This is a genomic window from Acinetobacter sp. H1(2024), assembly GCF_046557555.1.
Taxonomy (GTDB): domain Bacteria; phylum Pseudomonadota; class Gammaproteobacteria; order Pseudomonadales; family Moraxellaceae; genus Acinetobacter; species Acinetobacter seifertii.
Genome location: NZ_JBKGFO010000002.1, coordinates 610,088 through 634,617, shown reverse-complemented (window position 1 = coordinate 634,617; position 24,530 = coordinate 610,088). Strand labels below are relative to the sequence as shown.

Below are 24,530 nucleotides of genomic sequence, written 5' to 3'. Positions count from 1 at the left end.
AAGAGGGCTTTTTTTATTTTGCAATTTATTCATTAAAAAGGAACAAAACCAAATTGATGAATCATCATCGCGGCTAAGAACATACCTAAAACAAAAAAGCAAAACGCACCAGTATCGACCCTTATACGTGGGTTACTAGTTTGAATGAGGCTGGTGGTTTGTTCAGGTATAATCTTCATTCAATAGCCTAATTTTTAAAATATTAGTGAAATTCAATTAGTTTCACTATTTTTAGCATAAATATTCGCCTGAATCCAGATATTACCGCGAATATATTCACCAATATTAAAGTTTTTGTACAAATCATTTTGGGTCGCAATGCGCACTAATATTGCAGGAAGTTCATCTTCTAAAACTAAAGTGACATCATAAAGAGTATATTCTGCTCCCATAAATGACATTGAAGTTTTACCTACAATATTACCTTGGAACCAAGCTTCATCTTCCTGACCAAGATTTTCTCCATATAAATATGCAACCATTTTAGAAAAATCGACCGTTACAGGCTCATGATCTTCCTCAGTTTTTGGTTGCCATTCATTAATGAGCTCTTGTAGGTTTTCAGGTGCAATTCCATTATGTTCAGTCAAAATTGCATTTAACGCACGGTGGTGTTTAATAGATGCTGGGTCATCTACAACAATGGTTTCACCAGCTGGGACTGGTTCTAACTCATAAGCCCATGCATTAAATTGAACTTGATAAGTTTGGGTTTTGTCATATTGACAACGATTAACACTAAATAAATTATCAAATGCATAAACAGTCGTATTTTTATTTAATCTTAAACTTAATACTGCCTGAGTTGCTGAGTCACAAGTAATGATGCGCTCAATTTGTGCATTATATTGATAAGGACTTTCAAAACTAGGGAATGCTGTTTTTAGTGCGCGCGGTTTTTGATTTTCAACCGCAATAATTTGGTTAATGGTGACATTCTGTCCTTGAGGACCTTGAATTAACCAGAAAGATTGATCCATCTCATCTTCATGCTGACATAAGCCCATTGGCATTACAGGTGCATCAAGCGCCAGTCCAAGCCATTTTGGTACATCTGTCTCTGGATGGGAGGTTAATAGATTCCAATGCTCGCCATGACTACCAAAATTTTGGTCGTTTACCGTAATAACTTCTGGACTGTTTTGATTTTTCATAAGTACGATTGATGTTGGGTTTATCTCACTTGTTATATTAAATCGAGGGTGATTGCTATTTTTCAAGTCAACATGTGTAAATTCTCTTGTAAAAGCACATATTTACTTATCAAAAATCCTTCCAATCGATAAATCACTCGCTTTTAAGAGTGAATATGCTCGATTGTTAAGGTATTGTTAAAATTAAATTTAGAAAATAAGTTTTATATTTAGCGCTATTCTCGAGTGAAATGCATCTGTTAGACTTATATTTTTAGTGGAAATAGAGAATAACGTGCTGCCATTTAAGCTGTGGGTAGACGCAGATGCATTACCTAAAATTTTGCGTGAAGTCATTTTACGAGCTTCAGATCGTTATCAGTTAGAAGTGATTTTTGTAGCCAATCAAAATGTCGGAATTACCCCATCGGTACGTATTAAATCAATACAGGTTTTAAGTGGAGCCGATCAGGCCGATCAGGAAATTGTAGACCGCATGTCTGAAAATGACATTGTCATTACACAGGATATTCCGCTTGCTGCTCAAGTCATTGAAAAGGGCGGTATTGCGATTCATCCACGGGGTGAAATTTATACCACTGCGAACGTAAAAGCACGTTTGCACTTACGTGATTTTATGGACACGCTGCGCGGCGCTGGTGTACAGACAGGTGGCCCACCTCCAATTTCAGAACGTGATAAGCGTGAGTTCTCGAGTTCACTCGACCAAACGATTTTAAAGCAAAAACGTAAAACTGCTTAGTGAGCCTCTTATGCCATCCCAAACCAACTTGGCTTCAACGTATGTGTTGCTTGTATTTATTTGGGCAACGACGCCTTTAGCCATTGTATGGAGCGTGTCTGACTTACATGTTATGTGGGCTTTGCTGTTACGTTTTTATATAGCATTACCTCTTTCGGTTATCGTGTTATTGGTCTTAAAAACAGCTTTTCCGATTCATAAACAAGCTCTCCATAGTTATTTCGCAGGTTCATTTAGTTTAATTGGCTCTCAAATTTTTACCTATGCTGCAACTCAGTATTTAAGTTCAGGCATGATCGCCCTTATGTTTGGTCTGGCACCTATTATGGCTGGTTTAATTGGTCGTTTCGGGTTTGGTCAGCATCTTTATAAACTACAGTGGCTTGGGATGGCGATTGCTGTTTGTGGCCTAGCAATCATTTGCTTAAATGGATCTGGTCAGCACGTGCATCCATTTGGCATTGTTTTAATGTTGATTAGTGTTTTCGTCTATTCATTTTCTATTTTTTGGGTAAAAAAAGTGAATGCTAAAATTCAGCCTATGGCTCAGGCAACAGGTTCAATTTTGGTTTCTTCAATTTTGGCGAGCTGTCTTATTCCATTTATTTGGCAATATGCCCCGACCCATATACCTCAAGCTAAATCTCTATTTGCCTTAATTTACACCGTGCTTATGGCTTCGCTTGTCGCCATGTTCTGTTATTTCAAGCTTGTACAAAATATCAAAGCGACTACTTTATCGCTTACCACTGTTATTACGCCTATGCTAGCCATGGTAAATGGTGCGGTTCTGAACCACGAACATCTTTCGGTGATGGTTTTTGTGGGAGCATTTATTATTTTGTTTGGTCTATTTCTCTATTTCTATAAAGACATTCAGGCAAACCGTAATTTTGCTCAGCATATTAAATCTAAGTAGGAGAAGATGAGGGTAATTTGTTGAGCTTATTCATTAAATTGTTCTAATTCGTAGCTAAATGCATGATCAAATTGATCTCATATCTTAAGTAGTAGAAAATAGCGCAGCAATATAATATTAGGATTGTTAAGGATAGGTCAGAACTTACTGATTTTTAAACCTTAATACTGCATCTAACGATATGGCCAAATAGGAAGTGTAACTTGCACTTCTCTATTTTCCATCAATGACCTTGGATTTAGAAGGTATGTTTAAACCAATCTCACTGTATATAGGGTTGAGATATACTCGCGCACGACGCAGTAATCATTTTATTTCTTTTATTGCATTGGTTTCCATGATCGGTTTGACACTTGGTGTTGCTGTACTGATCACGGTACTTTCTGTAATGAACGGTTTCGACCGCGAATTGAAAAATCGTGTTTTGGGAATGGTTCCGCAAGCGACAGTTTCATCAACGCAAATTCTTACGGATTGGCCTGAACTGGTTAAACGAGTTGAAAAACATCCCCATGTCACTGGAGTTGCACCTTTTACCCAATTGCAAGGTATGTTAACTGCTCAAGGGCAAGTGGCTGGTATTATGGTGACGGGTATTGACCCAAAATATGAGAAGAATGTATCTATTATTCAAGATCATATTGTTGCTGGTAGCCTTGACTCACTGAAAAAAGGTGAGTTCGGTATTGTGCTTGGTAAAGACATGGCTGATTCACTTGGTTTACGTCTAAATGACAGTGTGACACTGGTTTTACCTGAAGCAACGCCTTCTCCAGCAGGTGTAGTGCCTCGTTTTAAGCGCTTTAAAGTGGTTGGTATTTTCAGCGTAGGTGCTGAAGTGGACTCAATGGTTGGGTACATTGCTTTATACGATGCATCGACTTTATTGCGTTTACCTGATGGCGCTCAAGGCGTCCGTTTAAAAATGGATGATATCTTTGCTGCTCCTCAAGTTGCCGATGATATTGTGAAAAATTTACCAAGCAATTTCTATGCAACGAACTGGACCTATACACACGGTAATTTATTTAATGCCATTCAAATGGAAAAAACATTAGTTGGTTTATTACTTGTACTGATTATTGTGGTTGCGGCATTTAACATTGTCTCTTCTTTGGTTATGGTGGTTACCGACAAAAAATCGGACATTGCAATTTTACGTACTTTAGGTGCGTCACCATCTATGATTACTAAAATCTTTATGGTGCAAGGTACAGTGATTGGAGTGATTGGTACAGTTGCTGGCACGGTTTTAGGTGTAATTTTGGCACTTACAATTAGCGATATTATTTCTTGGTTTAATAATGTGCTCGGACTTAATTTGTTCGATGCCTATTTTGTACATTACTTACCTTCTTACTTAAGATGGCAAGATGTGACAATTATTGTAATTGTTTCTTTACTCTTAAGTTTCTTGGCAACTATTTATCCGGCACTTCGTGCAGCCAAAGTTCAACCTGCCGAGGCATTGCGTTATGAGTAAAATCGTTTTAGAAGCAAAAGAGATTTATAAGCATTTTGATGACGGTAAATCTAAGGTTGAAGTCATTAAAGGTCTTTCTTTACAGGTTGAAGCAGGGCAGTTTGTATCTATTGTCGGTGCAAGTGGTTCGGGTAAAAGTACTTTGTTGCATGCACTTGGTGGCTTAGAGCAACCAACTCAAGGGCAAGTATTTCTAAATGGACAGCGCTTTGATAACTTGGGTGAAGCAGAGCGTGGTTTCCAACGCAATAAATACCTAGGTTTTGTGTATCAATTTCACCACTTGTTACCTGAGTTTTCTGCACTTGAAAATGTAGCAATGCCTTTAATGCTTCGAGCAGACAGTCAATTTAAGTCTGTAAAGGCACAAGCTGAGTATTTGCTAGATCGAGTTGGGCTATCTCATCGTATGGACCATAAACCAGGTGAACTTTCTGGTGGTGAGCGTCAACGTGTGGCTCTTGCTCGAGCATTGGTGACTAAGCCTGCGGTCGTTCTAGCTGATGAACCAACGGGTAATTTGGACCGTAAAACAGCTGTGGGTATTTTTGAGTTACTTACTGATCTTAAGAAAGAACTAAACATGGCAATGCTCATTGTGACCCATGATGAGCAATTGGCTCAGGCGGCAGATTCTATCTTACATATGGAAGATGGTTTGTGGGTAAGCGGTTCTTAAAAAATTGTCATTAAATCACATTGTTAAAGCCCACTCAGTTGGGCTTTAATTTTGCCCCTAAAATGATAATGACAAGATTTTGAATGTTTAAAATTATTCTATTGGGGTGGGTGAGTGGCATTGCATTGATGGGTATTCATTTACCTTTAATCATGCAATATGGAGAAGTAGCTAAAGTTCTACTTTTACTTGCCTTTATTTTTTATCTTTTTAAACGATCAGTATTTGTTGGTCGACCACTTCTAAAGGCTATGTATTGCCTGCTATGTACAACAAGTCTGTTTATTGTCGGGTATCAATATGCCGAGAATGCACTGATCGAACGCTTACAACAAAGAGAAACGGATTCAAAGAATGTCGATATTATTGTTTATATAAAGAAACTTAGTGAAGAAAAAAATAATAAGGTCCAACAAACTGCACAAGTATTAAACTTATCAAAAGAACCAGTAAATTGGCTATTGTATTTAAAAAATGATAATCAGGATGGGTTGAAGAGCAATCAAGAACTTGAATTAGGCCATTACTATCGACTATCTGGAAAAACAAAACCTGCTCATAGTTATGCCACAACAGGAGCTTTTGATCAGGAAAAGTGGTTTATTCAGCGAAATATAATGTCTGAATTTACTGTTCAGCATATTGAACCTTTAAGCCTTGATGAGATCGATCGATTAGGATATCAGCAGCATTTGAAAGAGCAGCAGTCCTTTTTTAATAAATTTCGTTTAAATATAGAAAAGCTTCGTTTGAATTTTAGGCATTTATTGAAAAATTCTACGCTACAACAAAAGGGCCTAATTTTAGCTTTGCTGACTGGTGATGAAAGTCTTTTATCAGACGAAATTCAACTACAGTTTAAACAATTAGGAATTGCTCACTTATTGGCGATTTCAGGGCCACATGTACTTATTTTTGCCATCATGTTGTCTTGGGTGTGTCATCAACTTATTTGTCGTTATTATCCTCAAATTTATTTATATAAACCCAAACAAATTTTATTGGCTGTACCATTCAGTTTCGGGGTTTTAATTTATACAGCTTTTGTTGGGTTTGAAATTCCTGCACTACGGACATTGTTGTCAGCCTCTATATTTATTTCCTTCCTAATATTAAAACAACCCCTTAAACCATTTGCATTACTGGTATATAGCGCAAGTCTATTGTTGCTAATGGACCCGTTTAGTGTCCTTTCTGCAGGTTTTTGGCTGTCTTATGGGGCATGCTTTATTTTATTAAGAATTTACCAAACTATAGTGCAGTTACCTGAGCAACATTTTTTTAGCTTAAGCTCAAAACTGATTTTTATGAGTAAGGTGTTAATTGAGTCTCAAGGCAAAATATTTATTGCATTGAGTCCTTTAACCTTACTTTTATTTCAACAAATTTCTTGGGTTGCTCCATTAACCAATATTATTGCTGTGCCTATTGTTGGTGGTGTTATTGTCCCATTAAATACTTTGGCTGCTTGTGTATGGTTTATCGTCAAACCATTTGGAAACATGCTTTTTCATTTCAATGATATTTTACTCAGTATCTTACTGAGTTGTTTGGGCTTATTAGAAAAACTCTCTTTACCACTACAAGGTATAAGCTTGACGCCACTGGCTCTATTTGCAGTGAGTTTAGGTATCCTTATTTTATTTTTGCCTAAAGGCGTTTTGCCAAAAACGTGGGGATTACTCTGTTGTTTACCCCTAATTGTAGTGAATAAAACGAACCAGCAAATTCAGCTTCATATTTTAGATGTTGGACAGGGGCAGGCTATTTTCTTACAACATCCTGAACAAAACTGGCTAATTGATACAGGTGGTTCTTATGATGAAAAGAAATTTAGTATCGGTCAAAATGTTGTAGTTCCTTTTTTACGCCAAAAAGGAGTAAAACAATTAGATCGTGTCGTGCTCTCTCATCTTGACCAAGATCATAGCGGCGCTTTTCCTGCTATTCAGCAGGAGATTCCTGTAAAGCAGGTTCTCTCAAATGAACAATCTTCAAATACTCTCAAACAGTCATTTCAATATTGTCATCAAGGTCAACACTGGCAATATCCAGAGGTGAATATCCAAGTTTTATGGCCTAAAGAAAAAGATTTAGTTTTTGTACCTTCTCAACAGAATCAATATTCCTGTGTGTTATATCTTCATTTCAAAGGAGTCAGTGGTTACCAAAATTTTCTGATTATGGGAGATGCGGGCTGGGAAGCAGAGTACGAGCTGTTAAAAGACTATCCAAGCTTAAAGGTAGATGTTTTGGTATTAGGGCATCATGGAAGCAAACACAGTTCGGCTTATGATTTTCTAGCAACCCTAAAACCAAAACTGGCAATTGCATCGGCAGGGTTTGATAACCGTTATGGCCATCCTAGCCAAGAGGTTATCAATCGTTTAAAAGCTCTTCATATCCCACTTAAAAGTACAGTAGAGCAGGGGGAGTTAAGTTTTGTTTTGGAAAACCACAAAATGATTTTACACGACCGACGTTTTGAGCGGCTCTGGTTGCGTAGAGCTCTCTAAAGCTTCAGCTTTGAGTCTATTCACAGTTTTAATCGCTTCTAAAGGGTCAATATTATAAACATTATCTAAAGCTGGGTTTGCTTTAAAGCGTTTATAGCTCCAGTGGTAGTGTTCTGGATATTTATGAATGAGGTGCTCAATTGCTTGATGGATGACATACGTCCCATCGTCCGCAGAGCCTTCATAGATTTTCTCATCCATAGGTTCAATATGCATGGTAAAGCCGTCATTTTCATTACGGATCGCATAAAGAAATAAAGCTTTCGCTTTTGTTTTTTGGATGAGTTTTGCACTTAAATTACTTGAAGCAAGTGGAACACCAAAATACTTCACCATATCTCCGCCAACGTTCGGAGTATGATCTGGCAAAATTACTGTAGTTTCACCTTTTTTGAGTGCTTTAAAAATTTGTCTTACACCACTTTCATCGGTCGGAACTAAATTTGCTTGTTCACGACTGCGTGCTTCTCGTACAAAACGGTCAGCATCATCATTTTTGACTGGTTTATATAAAATTGTCATTGAGGTGAACTGTGCGCACCATGCATTCATGACTTCCCATGTACCAAAATGTGGGACGACTAGCACAACACCTTTTTTTTCAGCTAATGCATCATGAAAATATTGTTCGCCTTCTATACGATGAATACGAGCAATATTTTCTTGGTTCGATGAACCCCAAATACTTAAAAACTCAAAATATGAAGTTAATTCATTACGTATAGCCTTTTCTGTAATTGCTATACGTTGTTGTGGTGTTAAGTGGGGTAGGGCAATCCTTAAGTTAAGTTCTATACTTTTTGAGGTTTTAGTAATTTTTAAGGTATTTACTAGGCCAGCCAATAGACGAGCAATAGAGCGTCCAAATTGAATAGGTAGTCGGCTAAATGTTTTGAGTAATTGATAGTTCATGCTTTTTGAATCTGGTCTAGTCATCTATAGCAGTAAGGTATGGAGGGAACAACAAATAAAAAAGACAAAAATATTATAAATGAAATCATATTATTTAGACAGTTTTTATCAAATCAACGTATATAATGACATCATTTCGATTGATTTGGATTGGAATTTTATGTCCGATTGGCCACCAAAACCACAAAATGAACCTATAACCCCTAAACAGAACGGACCAGAATGGCAAATCCTTGAGAAAGCTGTAATGGCTTCTGTAGAAGAACAACGTCGTAGTCGTCGTTGGGGTATATTCTTTAAAACACTTACTTTTATTTATCTATTATTTATTGTTGTGTTAATGGGCAAAGGTTGTTCAACCAGTAAAGAAGGCTCAGCAGCAAGTAGTAGCAGTGCTCATCTGGCTGTAGTTGATATTGTTGGAACCATTGATGCTTCAAGTAACCAAGCAGTAAATAGTGAAGATACCAATAAAGCGCTTAAACGTGCTTTTGAAGCTTCAAATAGTAAAGCAATTGCACTTAATATTAATTCTCCTGGCGGTTCTCCTGTTCAGTCGGATGAAATTTGGCAAGAAATTCGCTATTTGAAAAAAGAACATCCTGACAAGAAAGTCTATGCAGTAATTGGTGATATGGGTGCTTCTGGTGCTTACTATATTGCTTCTGCTGCTGATGAAATTATTGTGAATCCATCAAGTTTGGTCGGTTCAATTGGTGTCATTATGCCGAACTATGGCATTACTGGTTTAGCTCAAAAACTCGGAATTGAAGACCGTACTTTGACAGCCGGTACCAATAAAGACATTTTAAGTATGACAAAACCGATTAATCCTGTACAAAGAGAGCACATTCAATCTGTACTCGATAATGTCCATACTCATTTTATTAATGCAGTGAAAGAAGGACGTGGGAAACGCTTAAAATCGAATGACCCTGCTATTTTCTCTGGTCTTTTCTGGACTGGTGAACAAGCAATCCAGTTAGGTGTTGCTGACCGCTCAGGTAACATTACGAGCTTGATGCGTGAACTGAAGCTTGATAATAAAGTTGACTACACGATTGAACGTAACCCACTGCAATCTATTTTAGGTCGAATGGGAGCAGAAATGGGTAAAGGTTTGAGTGAGTCAGTTGCTCAACGTTTAGAGACGAGTCAAGACGCCAAGCTACAATAATTTAAATCAGGATAACGGTATGTCAGTAAAACCGGTTATACACTTTGCGCATGCCAACGGTGTGCCATCTATGGTGTATCAAAAATTGTTTGATCAATTAAAAGATGAGTATGACATTATTTATGTTCCACTCATTGGTCCTGACAAACGTTATCCAATTACCGATCATTGGCCTTTTTTAGTTGATCAGGTGATTGATAGTATTGTTCGTCAAGCTAAAGGGCGAAAGGTGATTGGACTTGGTCATTCGCTGGGTTCAGTTTTGACCTTAATGGCATCCTTTAAACGCCCTGAGCTTTTCTCACAAGTGATTATGTTAGATCCACCTCTTATTTTGGGTCGATACTCTTTTGCTTTTCATATGGCAAAACTGTTTAAACCTAAGATAGTTGATGACATGACACCTGCAGGTTTATCTGCACGTCGTCGTGAGCATTGGGAGTCACGTGAGCAAGCGGCTTCTTTGTTACGTCCAAAAGGTTTTTATAAAGACTTTGATGAAGACTGCTTTCAAGCTTATATTGATTATGCTTTGAAAGAAGATTCGGTACGTGGCGGCGTAACTCTTACTATTTCTCGTGAAGATGAAGTTGCGATTTTCCGTAAAAATCCTTCTTGGTGGTGGCTACCTATGCCAAAACCAAAAATGCCTGTACATTTAGTTGTAGGAAAAGAAAGTGCCTTCTTAAAAAGAGGTTTCCCTCAAATGGCAAAGCGTAAAATGGGAATTCCATTTAGTGTCGTTGAAGGAGGGCATATGTTCCCACTAGAGCATCCGATTGACACAGTGAATTATATTAAGAAGCTTATTCATAGCAATTCACACTAATAAGACTTTCATTAAAAAAAGGACATGCATGCATGTCCTTTTTTAATTCACGTTGAGCAAAGCTTTTACCAAGATGCAAAACGTATAGGGTGTTCAAGAATTTGATTACGGAAATAGGCTTGTCCATCTTTCCATGTCAGTTGGCCATTACATAACCACTCTGCAACTTGAGGATAAATGAAATGCTCAAGTTTATGTACACGTTCTGCCAAAGAGGCAACATTGTCATGTTCTTTGACTTCAATTGCAGATTGAGCAATTGCTTGACCAGCATCAAGTTCAGAAGTTACAAAGTGAACTGTACAACCATGCAATCGATCGCCCGTATTTAATACACGCTGATGTGTATTAACACCTTTATAAGCAGGTAATAACGAAGGATGGATATTAAGCATTTTACCTTGCCATTGATCGACAAAGTTTGCAGTTAAAATACGCATGAAGCCAGCTAAGATAACGATGTCAGCTTGCCACGCCATAAGTTGCTGATGCATCGCTTCATCAAAATCGGCACGACTAGGAAAGTCTTTATGCGAGATTACCGCTGTTGCGATATTGGCATTTTGAGCACGCTCTAGGGCATAAGCATCGGCTTTATTGGACAATACACCTACAATTTGCCCTGATAGATGTGCATCTATCAAGGCCTGTAAGTTACTGCCGTTCCCAGAGACTAGAACAGCAATTTTCATCATTCAAAGATCACACGAATTTTTTCGTCTGCACCTTCCACTGATTCAGCATTTTCTTGGATATGTCCGATTTTCCAAGCTTTTTCACCTTGAGCATTAAGCACTTCAATTGCTTTTTCTGCATCATTTGCATCAACTGCAATAACCATACCTACACCACAGTTAAAGGTACGGTACATTTCAAAACGTTCTACATTGCCTTCACGTTGTAGAAGTTTGAATAATTCTGGCCATTCCCAAGAAGCTTCATTAATTACAGCTTGAGCACCATTTGGTAATACACGTGGTAAGTTACCAGGTAAACCGCCACCAGTGATGTGTGCCATAGCATGTACATCAACTTGTTTGCAAAGCTCAAGAACTGGTTTCACGTAAATACGAGTTGGTTCCATTGCAACATCTGCAAGAGGGCGGCCATCAATCACTTGAGTTAAGTCTACATTCTTAACATCTAAGATTTTACGTAGTAATGAATAACCATTTGAGTGAGCACCGCTTGATGCAACACCAATAAGTACATCACCAGATTTTACTTTAGAGCCATCAATAATTTTACTTTGCTCAACAACACCTACGGCAAAACCAGCAAGATCGTAATCTTCGCCTTCATACATGCCAGGCATTTCAGCTGTTTCACCACCTACAAGTGCACAACCTGCAAGTTCACAACCTTTACCGATACCAGTAACTACATTGGCAGCTACGTCTACATTTAAGTGACCAGTAGCATAGTAATCGAGGAAGAATAATGGTTCTGCACCACAAACCAAAAGATCGTTAACACACATCGCGACAAGGTCTTGGCCGATTGTGTCATGACGATTAAGGTTAAGAGCTAAACGTAATTTAGTACCTACGCCATCAGTTCCAGAAACCAAAACAGGTTCTTCGTAACCTTTAGGGATTTTGCATAGTGCACCAAAGCCACCAAGTCCGCCCATTACTTCTGGACGAGTTGTACGTTTAGCGACTGACTTGATACGATCGACCAGTGCGTCGCCCGCTTCAATGTCAACACCCGCATCTTTATAGCTTAAGCCGGTATTTGGGGTAGAAGTTGAGTTGCTCATAAATGAAGTCTCCGCATTGGCGGCAGATTATAACCTGAATATACGAAACTCTTATGTTATTTATGCTCGAAAATGCTATCTTTAATAAAAATATTTTTCTATTTATAACGATTAAATCAAAAAAGGCTAGATTTTATGCAAGATCGTATGCTGCGCCGTATTTTCTTACTCGCAGGTATTGTATTGCTGGTATGGGTATTATACTTGCTCAAGCCTGTGGTCATTCCATTTCTTGGTGCTTTTTTCCTGGCTTATTTATTTAGTCCACTGGTCGATGTTCTAGTAAAAATTAAGCTCCCTCGTTGGTTGGCAATTAGCATTGTTTTTATCGGTATTGGTGTAACTTTAACCGTAGCTTTGTGGTATTTAGTTCCACTCATCTGGAAACAGCTTGTTTATGCACGAGATAGTATTCCTGCTGGGATTCATTGGATTAATGCAGAGCTATTACCAGGGATTTCTTCAACATTCCATGTCCAGCAAATGGAAATTGACACCGATCAAATGTCGAAAGCAGTCATGGATTATGTCCAGACCAATTATAGTGCTGACAGTATTCAGGCTGTTTTATTAAAGCTTGCACAATCAGGTCTGAATTTTATTCAGATTGGTGGAACAATTGTTTTAATTCCAATTATTGCTTTCTATTTCTTGCTTGATTGGGACCGTATGCTTCAAAACTTACGTCGTCTCATTCCGCGTCCGTATGAAGCAACGACTTTGCAAATTGTTCGTGAGTGTCATAGTGTTTTAGGAGCATTTGTTAAGGGACAATTCCTCGTAATGCTCTTACTCGGTATCGTCTATGCGGTAGGTCTTCAAGTCATTGGATTAGAGGTCGGGCTTATTATTGGTATGGTGGCAGGCCTTGCCAGTATTATTCCATATTTAGGTTTTGCGGTCGGTATTATTGCCGCTGTTATTGCAAGCTTATTCCAGTTTGGAATGGACTGGATGCATTTATTACTGGTTGGTGTGGTTTTTATGATTGGTCAGGCAGTAGAAGGCTACATTCTGCAACCATTCTTACTCGGTGATAAAATTGGTCTTTCGCCTGTTGCTGTCGTATTTGCCGTTTTGGCAGGTGCACAACTTGCTGGCTTCTTAGGCATGTTGATCGCATTACCTGTAGCTGCTGTGATTGTAGTGCTCTTGAAACATTTAAGAGAAAACTATGAAAGGAGTTCATTATATGCACCATCTTCTACATTAGTGATCCAAGAAGGCAATATTGAGCAAATTCATATAGAAACTGAAGATACTAAACTTGATCTTGAAGTTAAAAAACAGCAAGATACAGATACACCGAATCTTTCAGATCAGAAATAATTTCAAGGCCAATTCATTATATGCGTCAACTCCAACTGGATATAGAACCTCAACTTGATGCTCGAATCAGTGATTTTTCGGGACCGGGTTGGGGGCATGTAGTTGATGCAGTGCGTCAACTACATGCAGGTCTAGTGAATAGATTTTATATCTATGGTGGAGCAGGAACGGGAAAGAGTCATTTGCTATCAGCAATTTGTGATTCTTATTTAGAAGTAGGCAAGTCTGCAATAAAAGTTTCTCTGCTTGAACTGCTTGACGCTCCAATTGAGGCAATTACTTGTTTAGAGCACTATGACCTAGTTGCTTTAGATGATATTGAGTCAATTAGTGGTGTGCCTCACTGGCAAAAAGCGGTTTTTCACTTAATGAATAATCATGAAGGGCAACTCGTGTTTTCTTCGCGTGTTGCGCCGATTGAATTGAAATTAGAGTTACCAGATTTACAATCAAGACTTACGCAAGCAGTGAGTGTAAAAGTGCCAAGCGGAAGCTTATATGCTGATCGCTATGCTTTAGTAACCTCTGTGATGTCTAGACGCGGGATTCATTTCGATCAGCAGATTGTAGATTATTTGCTTTTGCATGGACCTCATCAGGCTTCTGTATTATTGCAAACGGTAGCTCAATTAGAGAAACTTCTTAAAGGTGAGAAGACGAAGCTGTCAAATGCAACTTTAAGACAAATCTATGCTTTAATTGATGAGTATCAACAATAAAAAAATTTAATTTTTAGCTTAAGCCTGTGCTTTACTATAAAAAATATTCATCTATTAACTAGTTATAATTTAAATTCTAAAGTGCACTACTAAATTTTTAGATAAGTAAAATCTACATATATTAATAGATGTTTAATTAAGCAAATATTTATGAAGCTGCTTATCTAAAATGACGCTATAGACCGATCAAAACATCTTGAGAAATTCTGACTCCTGTGACAAAGTACGCACAAAGGATGCGTTTGCAAAAGTTAAAACTTTGCAATATTGACAAAGAAAAATGAAAAAAATAGGTAAGGAGAAGGGTATGCTCAAACGGAGCATTGCTTTTGCATTATTGGCTGCTGCTGGGCACGCTTATTCTGCTGATATTCAAGTCACAAGTTTAGTTGATGAAGATAAAGATGATACGGTATGTACCTTACGAGAAGCGGTACAATTTCTGAATTATCGTGGTTCATCAAACGCTGCTGATGTTGAAAAGTATGCAAATGGCTATCATGGCTGTGGGAATAAAGATTCCTCATCAAATATTATTTTGCAGCGTGATAACGAATATACGTTAAATTCAAAAATAACGATTACAGCCCCTCTTACGATCAGTACCGCAAAAAATGATTCTACGATAGTTGATACTGATCAGCCTGGTTCCCATAACGCAACAATAAAGATGGTGGGTACAGATCAGCTATTTAAAATTGATGATGGTAGTGTAGAAAAAGCATCCTTTGCTGTGACCTTGAGTGATCTTAACTTACAAGGCGCAGGTTCAAACTCTAATGTATTAACAGGTGGTTTAATTTTAAACCATGAAAAATTGACTATCCAAAATTCACGATTGATTGGTGGATATGCAAATCAGGGTGGAGCAATTTACAATCAAGGATTGTTATCTAAAACAGGCCAAACTGCTGGTTTTGTAAATATTATAAATAGCTTGATTCAAAATAATAAAGCGACTCAAGGTGGTGTTATTTATAGTGAACAGCCTTTATATCTCGTCACTCAATCTGTAATACGTGATAATGAAGTTTCTTCTTCAGATGGCGCATTATTTTATGGTGCAACAAAATTTGATGATGAAAGTACAGGAGGATACTTAAATGTACGTGCTATAGGCTTTAGTAACAGTACATTCTTCCACAATAAGGTTGGCTTTATTGCAAACATTAAAGATGGAATGTTTGTTAATAACATTACAATGATTAAAAATGCAGCTGGGTTATTTCTCGATGCTCCACAGGGAAATGCTTCTGTTTCGAACAGTATATTAGTGGGGAACACTGCGAACTGTACTGCAAATACAGATGACAAAACCGTTATTCAAAGTAATTTAGTTATTTCTGATTGTAATCGTAATGCTACTGCAAAGTTACCTAATATCCTTTTTCCTGCTAGTGAAAAGTTAATTGCTGGAGATATCGATGAAGGTGTCTGTGATGTAACAGCTAAAGATGGTCTGTTATGCCCATTTAGCACGCCGAAAGATAGCTTTCTTGGGTTTTTTAAGCCTCGTCTACTCGAGAGTTATAATAGCCTAGCTGATTCGTTAATTATCAATAAAGGACGGTTATATAGTGACGGTTCATCGATTGGATTGGCTAGTTGTGAAAGACTTGACCAACGTGGAAAAAACCGTAGTGGCTATGATGAGCTGTGCGACTTAGGAGCAATTGAATATATTTTAAATAATGAAATTGCGACTGTTGGGCAGGATATTAAATATGGACAAGTTGCAAAATTTAATATTTTAGATTCTTTAAGTGAAGCTGATTTGGTCACACCTGCTACTTGTAAACGTTTATTTGGTGATCGACCTGATGGTAAAGAATGGCAACCAGGTTGTTTAAAAATAAAACAGAGTACTGATACTCCAGTTTCTAAAGGCAGCATAACAATAGATCAGAACGGAAATGTCGTTTACACACCAAATGGAAACTGGCATGGTGCAGACATTTTTAGTATTCAAGTTGTTACGAGTGTATCAAGATTTAATGATGGAACAGATTTCCAATATGTCTCGATTCCGGCAACTGTAGTCCAAGAACCTTTATCTGGTATCGAAGATAAATCTGTAAGTACTGGTGGTGGGGGAAGTGTAGGTGGCGGTTTAATTTTAGGGTTATTTGGTTTAATCGCGCTACGCCGTTTCAAGTCATAATCAGGGATGAGGACTATGAAAAATTATAAAAAAGCAGTATTAGCACTAGCCGTGCTAGCGGCTATGCCTCTTTTTGCTGATACAGCAAATCAAAGAATCGAAGTTACAACTTTTGCAGATGAGGATGGTGAGAATCCTAATGCTTGCTCGTTAAGAGAAGCAATAAAAGTTGCTGAAACACGAAGATCTGATTATGGATGTACAGTCTATAACACTTCTAAAAGTCAGGTGATTCAACTAAAAGCAGGGACTTATACATTAAATAAAGAGCTGGTTCCCAATGCAGATATAGCAATTTATGGGTTCGGTGAAAAAGATCAAGATAAAAATTGGTCAGAAAAAAGTGTGTTAACCAATGACTATCCAGCACTACAACCGTTACAAACAATAATAAATGCTGCTGGAAAATCGCGTATTTTCAACACAGCCGTAAATAAACAGCCTCTATTTATTCAAAACGTTATTTTGGAAAATGGTGTAGCACCAGATTTTGGCGGTGCGATTTATGCTGGTGGCAATGTCACATTGCTCAATACTCAGATATTAAACTCTCAAGCTCCAAAAGGAGGAGCAATTTTTCTGGGTGGTGATAATGTTAATTTGTCTACAACACATTCTTTAATTCAAGGTAATACAGCAACATCTGGAAGTGTGCTTTCGATGAGCTGTTGGAATGGTACAGCCTATGCAAAACGAGAAGTAACATTTACCTCATCTAGTATTATCAATAATGGTTCGAATAGCTCTAATAATACTTTTGAGTTTTGCGGGGAGCCAAAAGCAACTTTTACAATTAATACCATTGCTCAAAATATTGCAAATACAGTAAATGGCAGTATTTTGAAATTTACCGGTGATGCTACTCCAAACGGTACTCCTAATCCTTCAACCATACTTAGCGCTAACAGTACTTTATCTTTAAAAAATAATACTATTGTTGAAAATAACGCTTATAGCACCTTCTTATATGACACTATGGGAAGTAAAGAGTTAAGGTTTAATGTAATTGGTTATAATTTGGGAACCTATGCTTGTCATTACTTTATAGGACCTGCGGCTGATTTAAAAAATGCTGGTTTCGCACTATCATTTAATGCTTTGAATCTGACAAATGATTCAGCAAAATGTGACCTACCAACAGAAGCACTGACGTCTACACATCGAACTGTTGATATAGCTGGTCAGCCTTTTAATGCATTACTTGAACCTTTACATGCCTCTGCTCCAGAAACTGGTTTTCTACCCATTTACTATCCAAAAAATAATATTGGTGGCAAAAATCTAGTAGATGTAGATCCTGAAGGTAAAGATACCTGTACGTCTATAGACCAACGAGGTTTATCACGACTTGCGGACAGTAAATTATATTATCAACCAAATAGTCGTAATAGTTGTGATATTGGCTCAGTCGAGTTAATGAAACTTACTGCTGGTGATATAAAAGGTTTAGGTAATACCTCTCTTACGGATTTGCTGGCTAAATATCAATCTCAATATGATACGGTTCAGAAGAATATATTGAATCCAGATTATGCGTATTTGTTGAATGTATTAAAAATTGATTCAGCAAATTATAAAAATCTTCTTGATCAAACCAAAGCAAATGCAAAATATCGAGCAATCTATATTGATTTGAAAGCAAATGGCTTACCTTTGCCAAATGAAGATAGTAATCATATTTTAAAATTCTTTAATACAACGGATTATAATATTAATCTTGAAACTGTTGGAACAGGATTGATTGACGATAAAGTATTTAATATTAAAGATAAAGAAGAAGCAGTACTTAAATGTGAATGGAATCCTGCTTTGCAGCAAATTATTTTTTACAGATTGGATGATGTTATTACCCAAGCTGGTGATTACAACTATTGTAAGTATACGATTAGCAGTAAAGATGGGACTACACAATCATCTGGGCTATTGGAAGCTCGTTTTGATAATATTCCACCAGTTGCCGGTAATGGTACGGTAACGTTTAAGTATTTAGCAAATGAAGTTATTCCTTTAAATGTATTACAGTATGCTAATGATGATGGGGATGGTCCTGTAAACACACTTAAGACCAAACCAAACAAACCTAAATTTTGGGTAAATGATCAGGGTGTGGAGTTACCAATTTATATACCAAGCAAAACCTCAAAAGACGGTATTTTCAAGGTAGTGAAAGCAGATCGGGAAGGTCCGTGTCCTAAAAGTGATAGTGGTAATACTTGCTATGGTGGTAACATCTATATTCAAGCGAGCAACGTGTTTAATACTTTCAATGATACATTGACCTACTATGTATATGATGCAGATGGAACTATTTCAGCTAGCGCAGGAACGATTAATTTAGTAAGCACAGCAACTACAACTGATGATTCAAGAAGTGGTGGGGGAGGTATAGGTATTCTCTCTATTGCATCACTGTTAGGTTTGATTGCTTATAGACGTTATCGTAAATAAGAAAAAATAAAAAAGCCTCCATAGGAGGCTTTTTTATTGCTAGTCGGATTTCAAAACAAGCATTTTTATTAGAAATTTAGGTTAGTGTTCTAAATATTTATTGATATATTCTTCGCGTATAGCTGTTCTTTCGTCTGCACTTGCTTTAAGCATACGCTGACGTAAATCATTACGCTCTTGTGTACTCATTTTTTGCCAGGCTTCACGCATTTTCTGCTTTTCTGCATCTGGGAGTTGGTTGAACCAATCCATGCGTTGTTGCAGATTAGCGCTTTGGTTCGCTGGTAATTCTTTTAAGCTTTGATAGCGTTTAATTACAGCTCGTTGTTCTTCTTCAGACATAGCATTCCAAGTATCATCTACTTGTGTATTGGCATCTTTAGAAAAAATCCAGAAACGTTCAAAACCCGCAAAACTTGTTTGCAGGAAACTTAATGAACAAAGGATAAGTGCTAACTTTTTAGCTACCATGTTGAACTTTATCCTCACCCAACACCATCAGCATTTCTAAATCTTCAACCATCTGTGGCGATAATTTAGGATTCACAATAACTTGATTTTGTGGCTTTTCGATCAACTCCGCTGAATTTGGTAAAATCACAAAACCAGTAATTGCTGCGGCAAGTGCGAAACCCGTCATTTTCCAGACACTATAGTAAGATGCTGGCTTCTGTTGGATATGGTCAAGCACATGATTCATTACCACTGTTTTATTTTTATGGTGATCAGCCAAACTATCGAGTTTAGACGTCACCTTTTTAGTGAAATCATCATGATTCATTAGAACCTCCCATGGGATTTAAATGTGCTAAGTACTCTCTAAGTCCCTGAATTGCTCGATGATAATGGGTTTTGACACTACCTTCAGTACAGTTCATGATTTGTGCTGTAGTATGAGTGTCAAACCCTTCCCAAGCACGTAACATGAAAGCCTGCTGTTGACGAACAGGTAGTTTTGCAATCGCTTCTCGTATCTCTTCTATCGTTACTGCTTGATCTAGAAAATCTGCTGGATTGATTGCTTTTTCATCGACAACATCAATGATTTCTTCATCATCATTGTCTAGACTAACTTTTTTGAAGAATGAAAATGGATTTGCCCGACGTGCTTCTTTACGACGCCAATCCTGAAGCTTGTTATTTAGAATAGTATAAAACAGCGGATACCATTCTTCAGTACTTCGATCGGCGTAAGATTTGTGTAAAGCAATAAATGCTTCTTGAACCAAGTCCATCGCAATGCCTTGTTGACCTTGGGTAGCACTCTCCATCATCACCAAAGCACGACCCGTAACATCTTGCATAAAAACCTTTAGGCGTTGCTCAGCCGTGCTGGCATGAACACTAGATGCTTCCGATCGAGACTTTTTCGGTGCTAAATCCATGGAGATGGAAAATCCTGTCATTGGACGTACCCACCTTATCTTCAATATATCTCTTATATAACGTTGAAAAGAGGTGGGAGGTTGACAACAATCGGCTATTTTTTAGTAGTGTAAATGATTTTTTTCACAAATATGAGCGATGTAAAATAAATTAACGTTTTATTGGCGTTGGCGAACCATTTCAAAAAAACAAATAGATCCTGCAATTGCTACATTTAATGACTCTTGACCACCGGGCTGCGGTATTGTCACCGACTGCGCATGCTCTAAAGCATAATCACTTACGCCTTGTCCTTCGTTGCCTAAAATCCAAACGCATGGCTTTGAAAGATCTTTTGAATAAAGACTGGTTGAGCGATGAGAACTTGTAACGAAAACAGGAATATCGAATTTAGGAAGAATATCGGTCAATTGAAAGTTTTCAAAACAATGTAAGCTAAAATGAGCTCCCATACCTGCTCTTAAAACGCGAGGAGACCAAAGGGAGGCCGAGCCTTGGGTACAAATGATTTGTTTAATATTTGCTGCTGCTGCTGAACGTAATAATGTACCTACGTTGCCTGGGTCTTGTACATTTTCGAGAATTAGAGTGTCTAAACTATAATCAATCGTTGATGCTGTTTTAGGTAAATCAATAATAGCCAAACAAGGAAGCGTATTACCTAAGGTACTTAAGTCTTTGTATAGAACTTCACTAATAATAAAAACATGACCCTGATGAAGTTCGATAATTTTCTTTAAATCTTCATGTTCCAACGCCTGTTCAGTCGTAAACAACGAAAAGAGCTTTTTCTGTTGCTGTAACCAAGCTAGGCAAAGGTGAGTACCTTCAAGAACTGTTTGCTGATGCTTTTTTCGGGCGCTATTGAGTTCAATTAAACCACGCAAATGTTTAATTTTTGCATTGTCTTTTGATTCTAAAAAAATAACCGCCATAAGGATATATCCAAAAGGGCGTCATCATACTATATGACGCCCTCTATAATTTAAATTATTAATGATAGCTTGTTACGCGTTCAACTTCATTTTTAGAACCAATAATTACCGGAACACGTTGGTGAAGCTCTGTAGGTTCAATATCTAAAATACGAACACGGCCAGTAGTTGATGAACCGCCTGCTTGTTCAATAAGCATACTCATTGGGTTAGCTTCATACATTAAACGTAAACGACCAGCTTTCTTAGGATCTTTTAAGTCATATGGATAAAGGAAAATACCGCCACGACATAAAATACGATGAATATCGCCTACCATACACGCTACCCAACGCATATTAAAATCTTTTTCACGTACAGATGTTTTACCTGCAAGTAACTCTTCAATATATTGCTTTACTGGTTGTTCCCAATGACGCTGATTAGATGCGTTAATTGCAAACTCTTGAGTGTCTGCTGATACTTGAACATTCTCTGTAGTAAGTAAGAATGTTTGAGTTTCTGGGTCTAAAGTAAAGAAAGCTACACCGTTTCCAACGGTTAAAGCCATCATTGTTGATGGGCCATATAACACATAACCAGCAGCAACCTGTTGAGTTCCTGCTTGCATGAAATCTTGTGACTGTGTCACTGCATTTTTTGCAGGAAGAATCGAAAAGATTGTTCCTACGCACATGTTGATATCAATATTACTTGAGCCATCTAATGGGTCGAATAAAACTAAGTATTTGCCGTTTTCTTGCGCAGGTGTAAATTCATCAAGCTCTTCAGATGCAAGACCACCAACATGAGGGTGAACTTTTAAAGCATCAATTAAATAGTCATTAGAAATCACATCAAGTTTTTTCTGTGTTTCACCTTGAACATTTTCATTACCAGCACTACCTAAAATTCCAGCCAATGCACCTTTTTGTAGGGCTTGGTCAATGGTTTTACAAGTCGTAGCAATCGTGTCGATGACTTGGGCCAACTCAGGTGTTAGGTTCCCTTTTTGTTGTTGTAAAAATTGGGACAATGTGAGGTTGGACATAAAAAAACGCTCCTGTGCGCAAGCATCAAAATGAGTCAAATAAATACGTGGCATATTCTAGATGAGAATGCCGGAAAATAAAAATTATCTTACTTTATTTGTGTTGCATTTATGCTTACAAGCCCCATTTTACATGGTATGTTGTTTGCATAGCAAAGGAATGTATATTTAGGAGAATCGAAATGACAACTAAGAAGTTTGATGCGACCCCAACGGCAGGTGAACCAATCAATTTAGAAGAAATTTCGAAAGAAAGTGTTCAGGAAGCTTGGAAAGACTATGAAGCTAAACCTGAATATAAAGCTTTTAATAAGCATGATTTGATTGAGTCGATGCAACATTCAGAAGAAGAGGAAAATAAATCTTCTTAAATTAAGAAAGCAAAAATAAACGCCCATCTATGGGCGTTTATTTTTTAAAGAGATATTTTATTTTAATAGAGGAGGAACTGCCTCATAGTTAATTTCAACACGGCGATTTTCTTTCCAAGCTGATTCGTCATGGCCTGGGTTAACAGGAGCTTCTTTACCATAACTTACAGCTTCAAGTTGCTGTGGATTTACACCATTTGTAATGAGGTAACTTTGAACAGCTTTTGCACGACGCTCACCTAAAGCCATGTTGTATTCACGTGTACCACGTTCATCTGTATGACCTGTCAATGCAACTTTTGAGTTTGCATTTGCCATAAGGAACTGAGCATGGGCTTGAAGTGTTTGATAATCTTCAGCAGATAAATCACTACTGTCGTAATCGAAGTGAACAACACGTTTAGCTAAAGCAGCTTTATTTGCTTCAGTTACACCTTTTGATGAAGCACCTGCCAAATTTTGGGCATTTAATGCAGCATCTTCACTTAAACCTGTCGTGTTTACTGTGCTTGGGTTTGTAGTACCAGCATTTGCAGTCGTTGCTGGTTTACGGCTCGCACAACCTGTCATGACAAGCGCTACACTAAGTAGAGGAAAAGCCAAATATTTGATTGATTTCATCATCATCTCCATCAATGGAAGAAAAAGTTATTTAGGTGCCCAGGCTGGTTCACGTACCTCACCTTGTTCACTTGGTAAATTCATACGGAAACGACCGTCAGTGGACATGACAGACAGTAAACCACGGTTCCCTTCACGAGTTGCGTAAACCACCATTTGTCCATTTGGTGAGAAACTTGGTGATTCATCTAAACTCGTAGGGGTAAGAATATTAACAATCCCTGTATTAATATCTTGGATAGCAACCTTATAGTTACTACCACTTGGTCGATGCACCAGTGCAATTTTTTTACCATCTGCACTTAGAGTGCCACGTGCATTAAATGACCCTTTAAATGTTAAACGTTTTACTGAGCCATCTCCAAAATCATAGCGATAAATTTGAGGAGAGCCTCCACGGTCAGATGTAAAAATAAAAGCTTTTCCATCTGGGGTGTAACGAGCTTCTGTATCAATTGCCGTGTCATTTGTCATACGTTTGATTTGGCGAGTTGATAAATCCATTTGATAAATTTCAGGGTTACCATTCATTGACCCTGTAAATAGCATTGATTTACCATCTGGTGAAAAGCTCGGCGCACCATTCAAACCTTTAAAGCTGGTAAGTACTTCACGTGTTCCAGTAGAAAGATCTTGTAGGTAAATTGCTGGACGTTTAGTTTCAAAGGAAACATAAGCAATTTTTTTGGCATCAGGAGTCCATGCTGGAGACAGAATTGGATCGCGTGAAGAGAGAACAGTTTTTGGTTGTTCACCATCTGTATCCGCAATTTGTAAAGTGTAACGTTCAGCAGGAGTAGCTGGATTACGTAATACATAAGCGATACGACCACTAAAGTCGCCTGCAATACCAGTCAAAGCTTGATAAATAGCATCACTAACCATATGTCCAGCTTGGCGGATGCGCGAAGCAGGTACATTTAACAACTCATTTAGAAGATATTGCTGTTTTTGCACATCATAAAGTTGGTAATGGACTTCAAACCCATCAGCTGTTTGCTTAATTTGCCCTGTAACAACGTATGGAATACCTGCAGCTTGCCAATCAGATGCTTGAATCTGGTTAATAGCAGCATTTGCAGGTAAGTTTTTCGATGAACTTGTGAAACGTCCTGAACGGTTTAAGTCCGTTTCAACAATTGGATAAAGTCCATTGTCATTGTTAAACGGAACAATAGCGATTTTAGGCGCCTGATCAGGTGCTTTTGCAATTTCTAAATGTAGTTGAGCAAATGCAGCTGTTGGTGCAAGAGGACTTAATGCTGTAAGCAGCGTTAAGGCTAAAAGGTGTTTGCGGCTCGTTTTCATAGGTTTAAAGTCATTGAAGGCATTTTTGTGACTGTGGATTTTGTAACAT

The 24,530-nt window shown here is 37.8% G+C and carries 24 protein-coding genes and 1 pseudogene; 12 read left to right on the top strand and 13 right to left on the bottom strand.

Features of this window, described 5'->3' with window-relative positions:
* Positions 1-32: 32 nt before the first annotated feature.
* Positions 33-179: a hypothetical protein gene (locus ACLCEG_RS08770; protein ID WP_019457296.1), complete on the bottom strand. Its 147-nt coding sequence runs from the start codon at positions 177-179 to the stop codon at positions 33-35.
* 33 nt (positions 180-212) lie between these two features.
* Positions 213-1,154 carry a hypothetical protein gene (locus ACLCEG_RS08765; protein WP_410567141.1) on the bottom strand — a complete coding sequence of 314 codons (942 nt, stop codon included), beginning with the start codon at positions 1,152-1,154 and terminating at the stop codon, positions 213-215.
* Between the two features lie 256 nt (positions 1,155-1,410).
* Here ACLCEG_RS08765 and ACLCEG_RS08760 point away from each other — a divergent pair, with 256 nt between their 5' ends.
* Positions 1,411-1,896, top strand: coding sequence for a YaiI/YqxD family protein (locus ACLCEG_RS08760; protein WP_077163168.1), 486 nt, complete (start codon positions 1,411-1,413; stop codon positions 1,894-1,896).
* Between the two features lie 10 nt (positions 1,897-1,906).
* Positions 1,907-2,815 carry a DMT family transporter gene (locus tag ACLCEG_RS08755; protein ID WP_410567139.1) on the top strand — a complete coding sequence of 303 codons (909 nt, stop codon included), beginning with the start codon at positions 1,907-1,909 and terminating at the stop codon, positions 2,813-2,815.
* 29 nt (positions 2,816-2,844) lie between these two features.
* On the opposite strand, the pseudogene ACLCEG_RS08750 reads toward ACLCEG_RS08755, so the two are convergent.
* A pseudogene (locus ACLCEG_RS08750) lies at positions 2,845-2,925 on the bottom strand (PilZ domain-containing protein); the annotation flags it as partial.
* Positions 2,926-3,062: 137 nt separating this feature from the next.
* On the opposite strand from ACLCEG_RS08750, the gene ACLCEG_RS08745 reads away from it, so the two are divergent.
* From ACLCEG_RS08745 to ACLCEG_RS08735, 3 genes are all read left to right on the top strand, one after another.
* Positions 3,063-4,298 carry a lipoprotein-releasing ABC transporter permease subunit gene (locus tag ACLCEG_RS08745; protein WP_031944926.1) on the top strand — a complete coding sequence of 412 codons (1,236 nt, stop codon included), beginning with the start codon at positions 3,063-3,065 and terminating at the stop codon, positions 4,296-4,298.
* Entirely contained in the window at positions 4,291-4,977 is a 687-nt protein-coding gene (lolD, locus tag ACLCEG_RS08740) for a lipoprotein-releasing ABC transporter ATP-binding protein LolD (RefSeq protein ID WP_004699850.1), read from the top strand. The genes ACLCEG_RS08745 and lolD overlap by 8 nt, the downstream gene beginning before the upstream one ends.
* 83 nt (positions 4,978-5,060) lie before the next feature.
* Positions 5,061-7,493 (top strand): DNA internalization-related competence protein ComEC/Rec2, encoded by a 2,433-nt coding sequence (locus ACLCEG_RS08735; RefSeq protein ID WP_410567137.1) that lies wholly within the window; start codon positions 5,061-5,063, stop codon positions 7,491-7,493.
* On the opposite strand, the gene ACLCEG_RS08730 is transcribed toward ACLCEG_RS08735, so the two are convergent.
* The gene (locus ACLCEG_RS08730; protein ID WP_410567135.1) at positions 7,446-8,429 is read right to left on the bottom strand and encodes a lysophospholipid acyltransferase family protein; all 984 of its coding nucleotides are present in this window, start codon (positions 8,427-8,429) and stop codon (positions 7,446-7,448) included. The two genes, ACLCEG_RS08735 and ACLCEG_RS08730, sit on opposite strands and share 48 nt — an antisense overlap.
* 136 nt (positions 8,430-8,565) lie before the next feature.
* Here ACLCEG_RS08730 and sppA point away from each other — a divergent pair, with 136 nt between their 5' ends.
* Together sppA and ACLCEG_RS08720 are read left to right on the top strand one after the other, a co-directional pair.
* Positions 8,566-9,582 (top strand): signal peptide peptidase SppA, encoded by a 1,017-nt coding sequence (gene sppA, locus ACLCEG_RS08725; RefSeq protein ID WP_410567133.1) that lies wholly within the window; start codon positions 8,566-8,568, stop codon positions 9,580-9,582.
* A 19-nt stretch (positions 9,583-9,601) separates the two neighbouring features.
* Positions 9,602-10,411, top strand: a complete 810-nt coding sequence (locus ACLCEG_RS08720) for an alpha/beta fold hydrolase (protein WP_410567131.1) — start codon at positions 9,602-9,604, stop codon at positions 10,409-10,411.
* Positions 10,412-10,476: 65 nt separating this feature from the next.
* On the opposite strand, the gene purN is transcribed toward ACLCEG_RS08720, so the two are convergent.
* The gene (gene purN, locus ACLCEG_RS08715; RefSeq protein WP_410567129.1) at positions 10,477-11,106 is read right to left on the bottom strand and encodes a phosphoribosylglycinamide formyltransferase; all 630 of its coding nucleotides are present in this window, start codon (positions 11,104-11,106) and stop codon (positions 10,477-10,479) included.
* Complete coding sequence (purM, locus tag ACLCEG_RS08710; RefSeq protein ID WP_000071984.1) at positions 11,103-12,173, bottom strand: phosphoribosylformylglycinamidine cyclo-ligase; 1,071 nt, start codon at positions 12,171-12,173, stop codon at positions 11,103-11,105. The genes purN and purM overlap by 4 nt, the downstream gene beginning before the upstream one ends.
* 135 nt (positions 12,174-12,308) lie before the next feature.
* On the opposite strand from purM, the gene cxpE reads away from it, so the two are divergent.
* The 4 genes from cxpE to ACLCEG_RS08690 all read left to right on the top strand — a co-directional run bounded on the left by cxpE (position 12,309) and on the right by ACLCEG_RS08690 (position 18,830).
* A complete protein-coding gene (cxpE, locus tag ACLCEG_RS08705; protein ID WP_410567127.1) occupies positions 12,309-13,502 on the top strand; it encodes a chloramphenicol efflux transporter CxpE in 1,194 nt (397 codons plus the stop codon).
* Between the two features lie 20 nt (positions 13,503-13,522).
* Complete coding sequence (hda, locus tag ACLCEG_RS08700) at positions 13,523-14,221, top strand: DnaA regulatory inactivator Hda (protein ID WP_004699865.1); 699 nt, start codon at positions 13,523-13,525, stop codon at positions 14,219-14,221.
* A 307-nt stretch (positions 14,222-14,528) separates the two neighbouring features.
* On the top strand, positions 14,529-16,382 hold the full coding sequence (gene rbtA / locus ACLCEG_RS08695) for a rhombotarget A (RefSeq protein WP_410567125.1): 1,854 nt from the start codon (positions 14,529-14,531) through the stop codon (positions 16,380-16,382).
* A 15-nt stretch (positions 16,383-16,397) separates the two neighbouring features.
* Positions 16,398-18,830: a CSLREA domain-containing protein gene (locus ACLCEG_RS08690; RefSeq protein ID WP_410567123.1), complete on the top strand. Its 2,433-nt coding sequence runs from the start codon at positions 16,398-16,400 to the stop codon at positions 18,828-18,830.
* Positions 18,831-18,911: 81 nt separating this feature from the next.
* Here ACLCEG_RS08690 and ACLCEG_RS08685 read toward each other — a convergent pair whose 3' ends face one another.
* The 5 genes from ACLCEG_RS08685 to ACLCEG_RS08665 form a co-directional block, all read right to left on the bottom strand.
* The gene (locus tag ACLCEG_RS08685; protein WP_004699871.1) at positions 18,912-19,301 is read right to left on the bottom strand and encodes a DUF3106 domain-containing protein; all 390 of its coding nucleotides are present in this window, start codon (positions 19,299-19,301) and stop codon (positions 18,912-18,914) included.
* A complete protein-coding gene (locus ACLCEG_RS08680) occupies positions 19,291-19,611 on the bottom strand; it encodes a hypothetical protein (protein ID WP_019457283.1) in 321 nt (106 codons plus the stop codon). Before ACLCEG_RS08680 ends, ACLCEG_RS08685 begins: the two co-directional genes overlap by 11 nt.
* Positions 19,601-20,215, bottom strand: a complete 615-nt coding sequence (locus tag ACLCEG_RS08675; protein ID WP_019457282.1) for an RNA polymerase sigma factor — start codon at positions 20,213-20,215, stop codon at positions 19,601-19,603. The genes ACLCEG_RS08680 and ACLCEG_RS08675 overlap by 11 nt, the downstream gene beginning before the upstream one ends.
* Before the next feature lie 159 nt (positions 20,216-20,374).
* Positions 20,375-21,151 (bottom strand): TrmH family RNA methyltransferase, encoded by a 777-nt coding sequence (locus ACLCEG_RS08670; RefSeq protein WP_410567121.1) that lies wholly within the window; start codon positions 21,149-21,151, stop codon positions 20,375-20,377.
* Positions 21,152-21,209: 58 nt separating this feature from the next.
* The gene (locus ACLCEG_RS08665; RefSeq protein ID WP_191103503.1) at positions 21,210-22,181 is read right to left on the bottom strand and encodes a class 1 fructose-bisphosphatase; all 972 of its coding nucleotides are present in this window, start codon (positions 22,179-22,181) and stop codon (positions 21,210-21,212) included.
* A 182-nt stretch (positions 22,182-22,363) separates the two neighbouring features.
* On the opposite strand from ACLCEG_RS08665, the gene ACLCEG_RS08660 reads away from it, so the two are divergent.
* Positions 22,364-22,552: an NF038105 family protein gene (locus ACLCEG_RS08660; protein ID WP_002052586.1), complete on the top strand. Its 189-nt coding sequence runs from the start codon at positions 22,364-22,366 to the stop codon at positions 22,550-22,552.
* Positions 22,553-22,609: 57 nt separating this feature from the next.
* On the opposite strand, the gene pal is transcribed toward ACLCEG_RS08660, so the two are convergent.
* Entirely contained in the window at positions 22,610-23,173 is a 564-nt protein-coding gene (pal, locus tag ACLCEG_RS08655; RefSeq protein ID WP_004699882.1) for a peptidoglycan-associated lipoprotein Pal, read from the bottom strand.
* Positions 23,174-23,200: 27 nt separating this feature from the next.
* Entirely contained in the window at positions 23,201-24,481 is a 1,281-nt protein-coding gene (gene tolB / locus ACLCEG_RS08650; RefSeq protein ID WP_019457280.1) for a Tol-Pal system beta propeller repeat protein TolB, read from the bottom strand.
* Positions 24,482-24,530 lie beyond the last annotated feature (49 nt).

Excerpts from the sequence above, each read along its gene's own strand:
- ACLCEG_RS08730 (WP_410567135.1), bottom strand. The coding sequence starts at position 8,429 with ATGACTAGACCAGATTCAAAAAGCATGAACTATCAATTACTCAAAACA.
- ACLCEG_RS08690 (WP_410567123.1), top strand. The coding sequence starts at position 16,398 with ATGAAAAATTATAAAAAAGCAGTATTAGCACTAGCCGTGCTAGCGGCT.
- ACLCEG_RS08735 (WP_410567137.1), top strand. The coding sequence starts at position 5,061 with ATGTTTAAAATTATTCTATTGGGGTGGGTGAGTGGCATTGCATTGATG.
- purN (WP_410567129.1), bottom strand. The coding sequence starts at position 11,106 with ATGATGAAAATTGCTGTTCTAGTCTCTGGGAACGGCAGTAACTTACAG.
- purM (WP_000071984.1), bottom strand. The coding sequence starts at position 12,173 with ATGAGCAACTCAACTTCTACCCCAAATACCGGCTTAAGCTATAAAGAT.
- sppA (WP_410567133.1), top strand. The coding sequence starts at position 8,566 with ATGTCCGATTGGCCACCAAAACCACAAAATGAACCTATAACCCCTAAA.
- ACLCEG_RS08720 (WP_410567131.1), top strand. The coding sequence starts at position 9,602 with ATGTCAGTAAAACCGGTTATACACTTTGCGCATGCCAACGGTGTGCCA.
- ACLCEG_RS08765 (WP_410567141.1), bottom strand. The coding sequence starts at position 1,154 with ATGAAAAATCAAAACAGTCCAGAAGTTATTACGGTAAACGACCAAAAT.
- ACLCEG_RS08770 (WP_019457296.1), bottom strand. The coding sequence starts at position 179 with ATGAAGATTATACCTGAACAAACCACCAGCCTCATTCAAACTAGTAAC.
- tolB (WP_019457280.1), bottom strand. The coding sequence starts at position 24,481 with ATGAAAACGAGCCGCAAACACCTTTTAGCCTTAACGCTGCTTACAGCA.
- cxpE (WP_410567127.1), top strand. The coding sequence starts at position 12,309 with ATGCAAGATCGTATGCTGCGCCGTATTTTCTTACTCGCAGGTATTGTA.
- ACLCEG_RS08685 (WP_004699871.1), bottom strand. The coding sequence starts at position 19,301 with ATGGTAGCTAAAAAGTTAGCACTTATCCTTTGTTCATTAAGTTTCCTG.
- ACLCEG_RS08660 (WP_002052586.1), top strand. The coding sequence starts at position 22,364 with ATGACAACTAAGAAGTTTGATGCGACCCCAACGGCAGGTGAACCAATC.
- ACLCEG_RS08670 (WP_410567121.1), bottom strand. The coding sequence starts at position 21,151 with ATGGCGGTTATTTTTTTAGAATCAAAAGACAATGCAAAAATTAAACAT.
- ACLCEG_RS08745 (WP_031944926.1), top strand. The coding sequence starts at position 3,063 with ATGTTTAAACCAATCTCACTGTATATAGGGTTGAGATATACTCGCGCA.
- ACLCEG_RS08680 (WP_019457283.1), bottom strand. The coding sequence starts at position 19,611 with ATGAATCATGATGATTTCACTAAAAAGGTGACGTCTAAACTCGATAGT.
- ACLCEG_RS08675 (WP_019457282.1), bottom strand. The coding sequence starts at position 20,215 with ATGGATTTAGCACCGAAAAAGTCTCGATCGGAAGCATCTAGTGTTCAT.
- pal (WP_004699882.1), bottom strand. The coding sequence starts at position 23,173 with ATGAAATCAATCAAATATTTGGCTTTTCCTCTACTTAGTGTAGCGCTT.
- rbtA (WP_410567125.1), top strand. The coding sequence starts at position 14,529 with ATGCTCAAACGGAGCATTGCTTTTGCATTATTGGCTGCTGCTGGGCAC.
- ACLCEG_RS08665 (WP_191103503.1), bottom strand. The coding sequence starts at position 22,181 with ATGTCCAACCTCACATTGTCCCAATTTTTACAACAACAAAAAGGGAAC.
- ACLCEG_RS08755 (WP_410567139.1), top strand. The coding sequence starts at position 1,907 with ATGCCATCCCAAACCAACTTGGCTTCAACGTATGTGTTGCTTGTATTT.
- lolD (WP_004699850.1), top strand. The coding sequence starts at position 4,291 with ATGAGTAAAATCGTTTTAGAAGCAAAAGAGATTTATAAGCATTTTGAT.
- hda (WP_004699865.1), top strand. The coding sequence starts at position 13,523 with ATGCGTCAACTCCAACTGGATATAGAACCTCAACTTGATGCTCGAATC.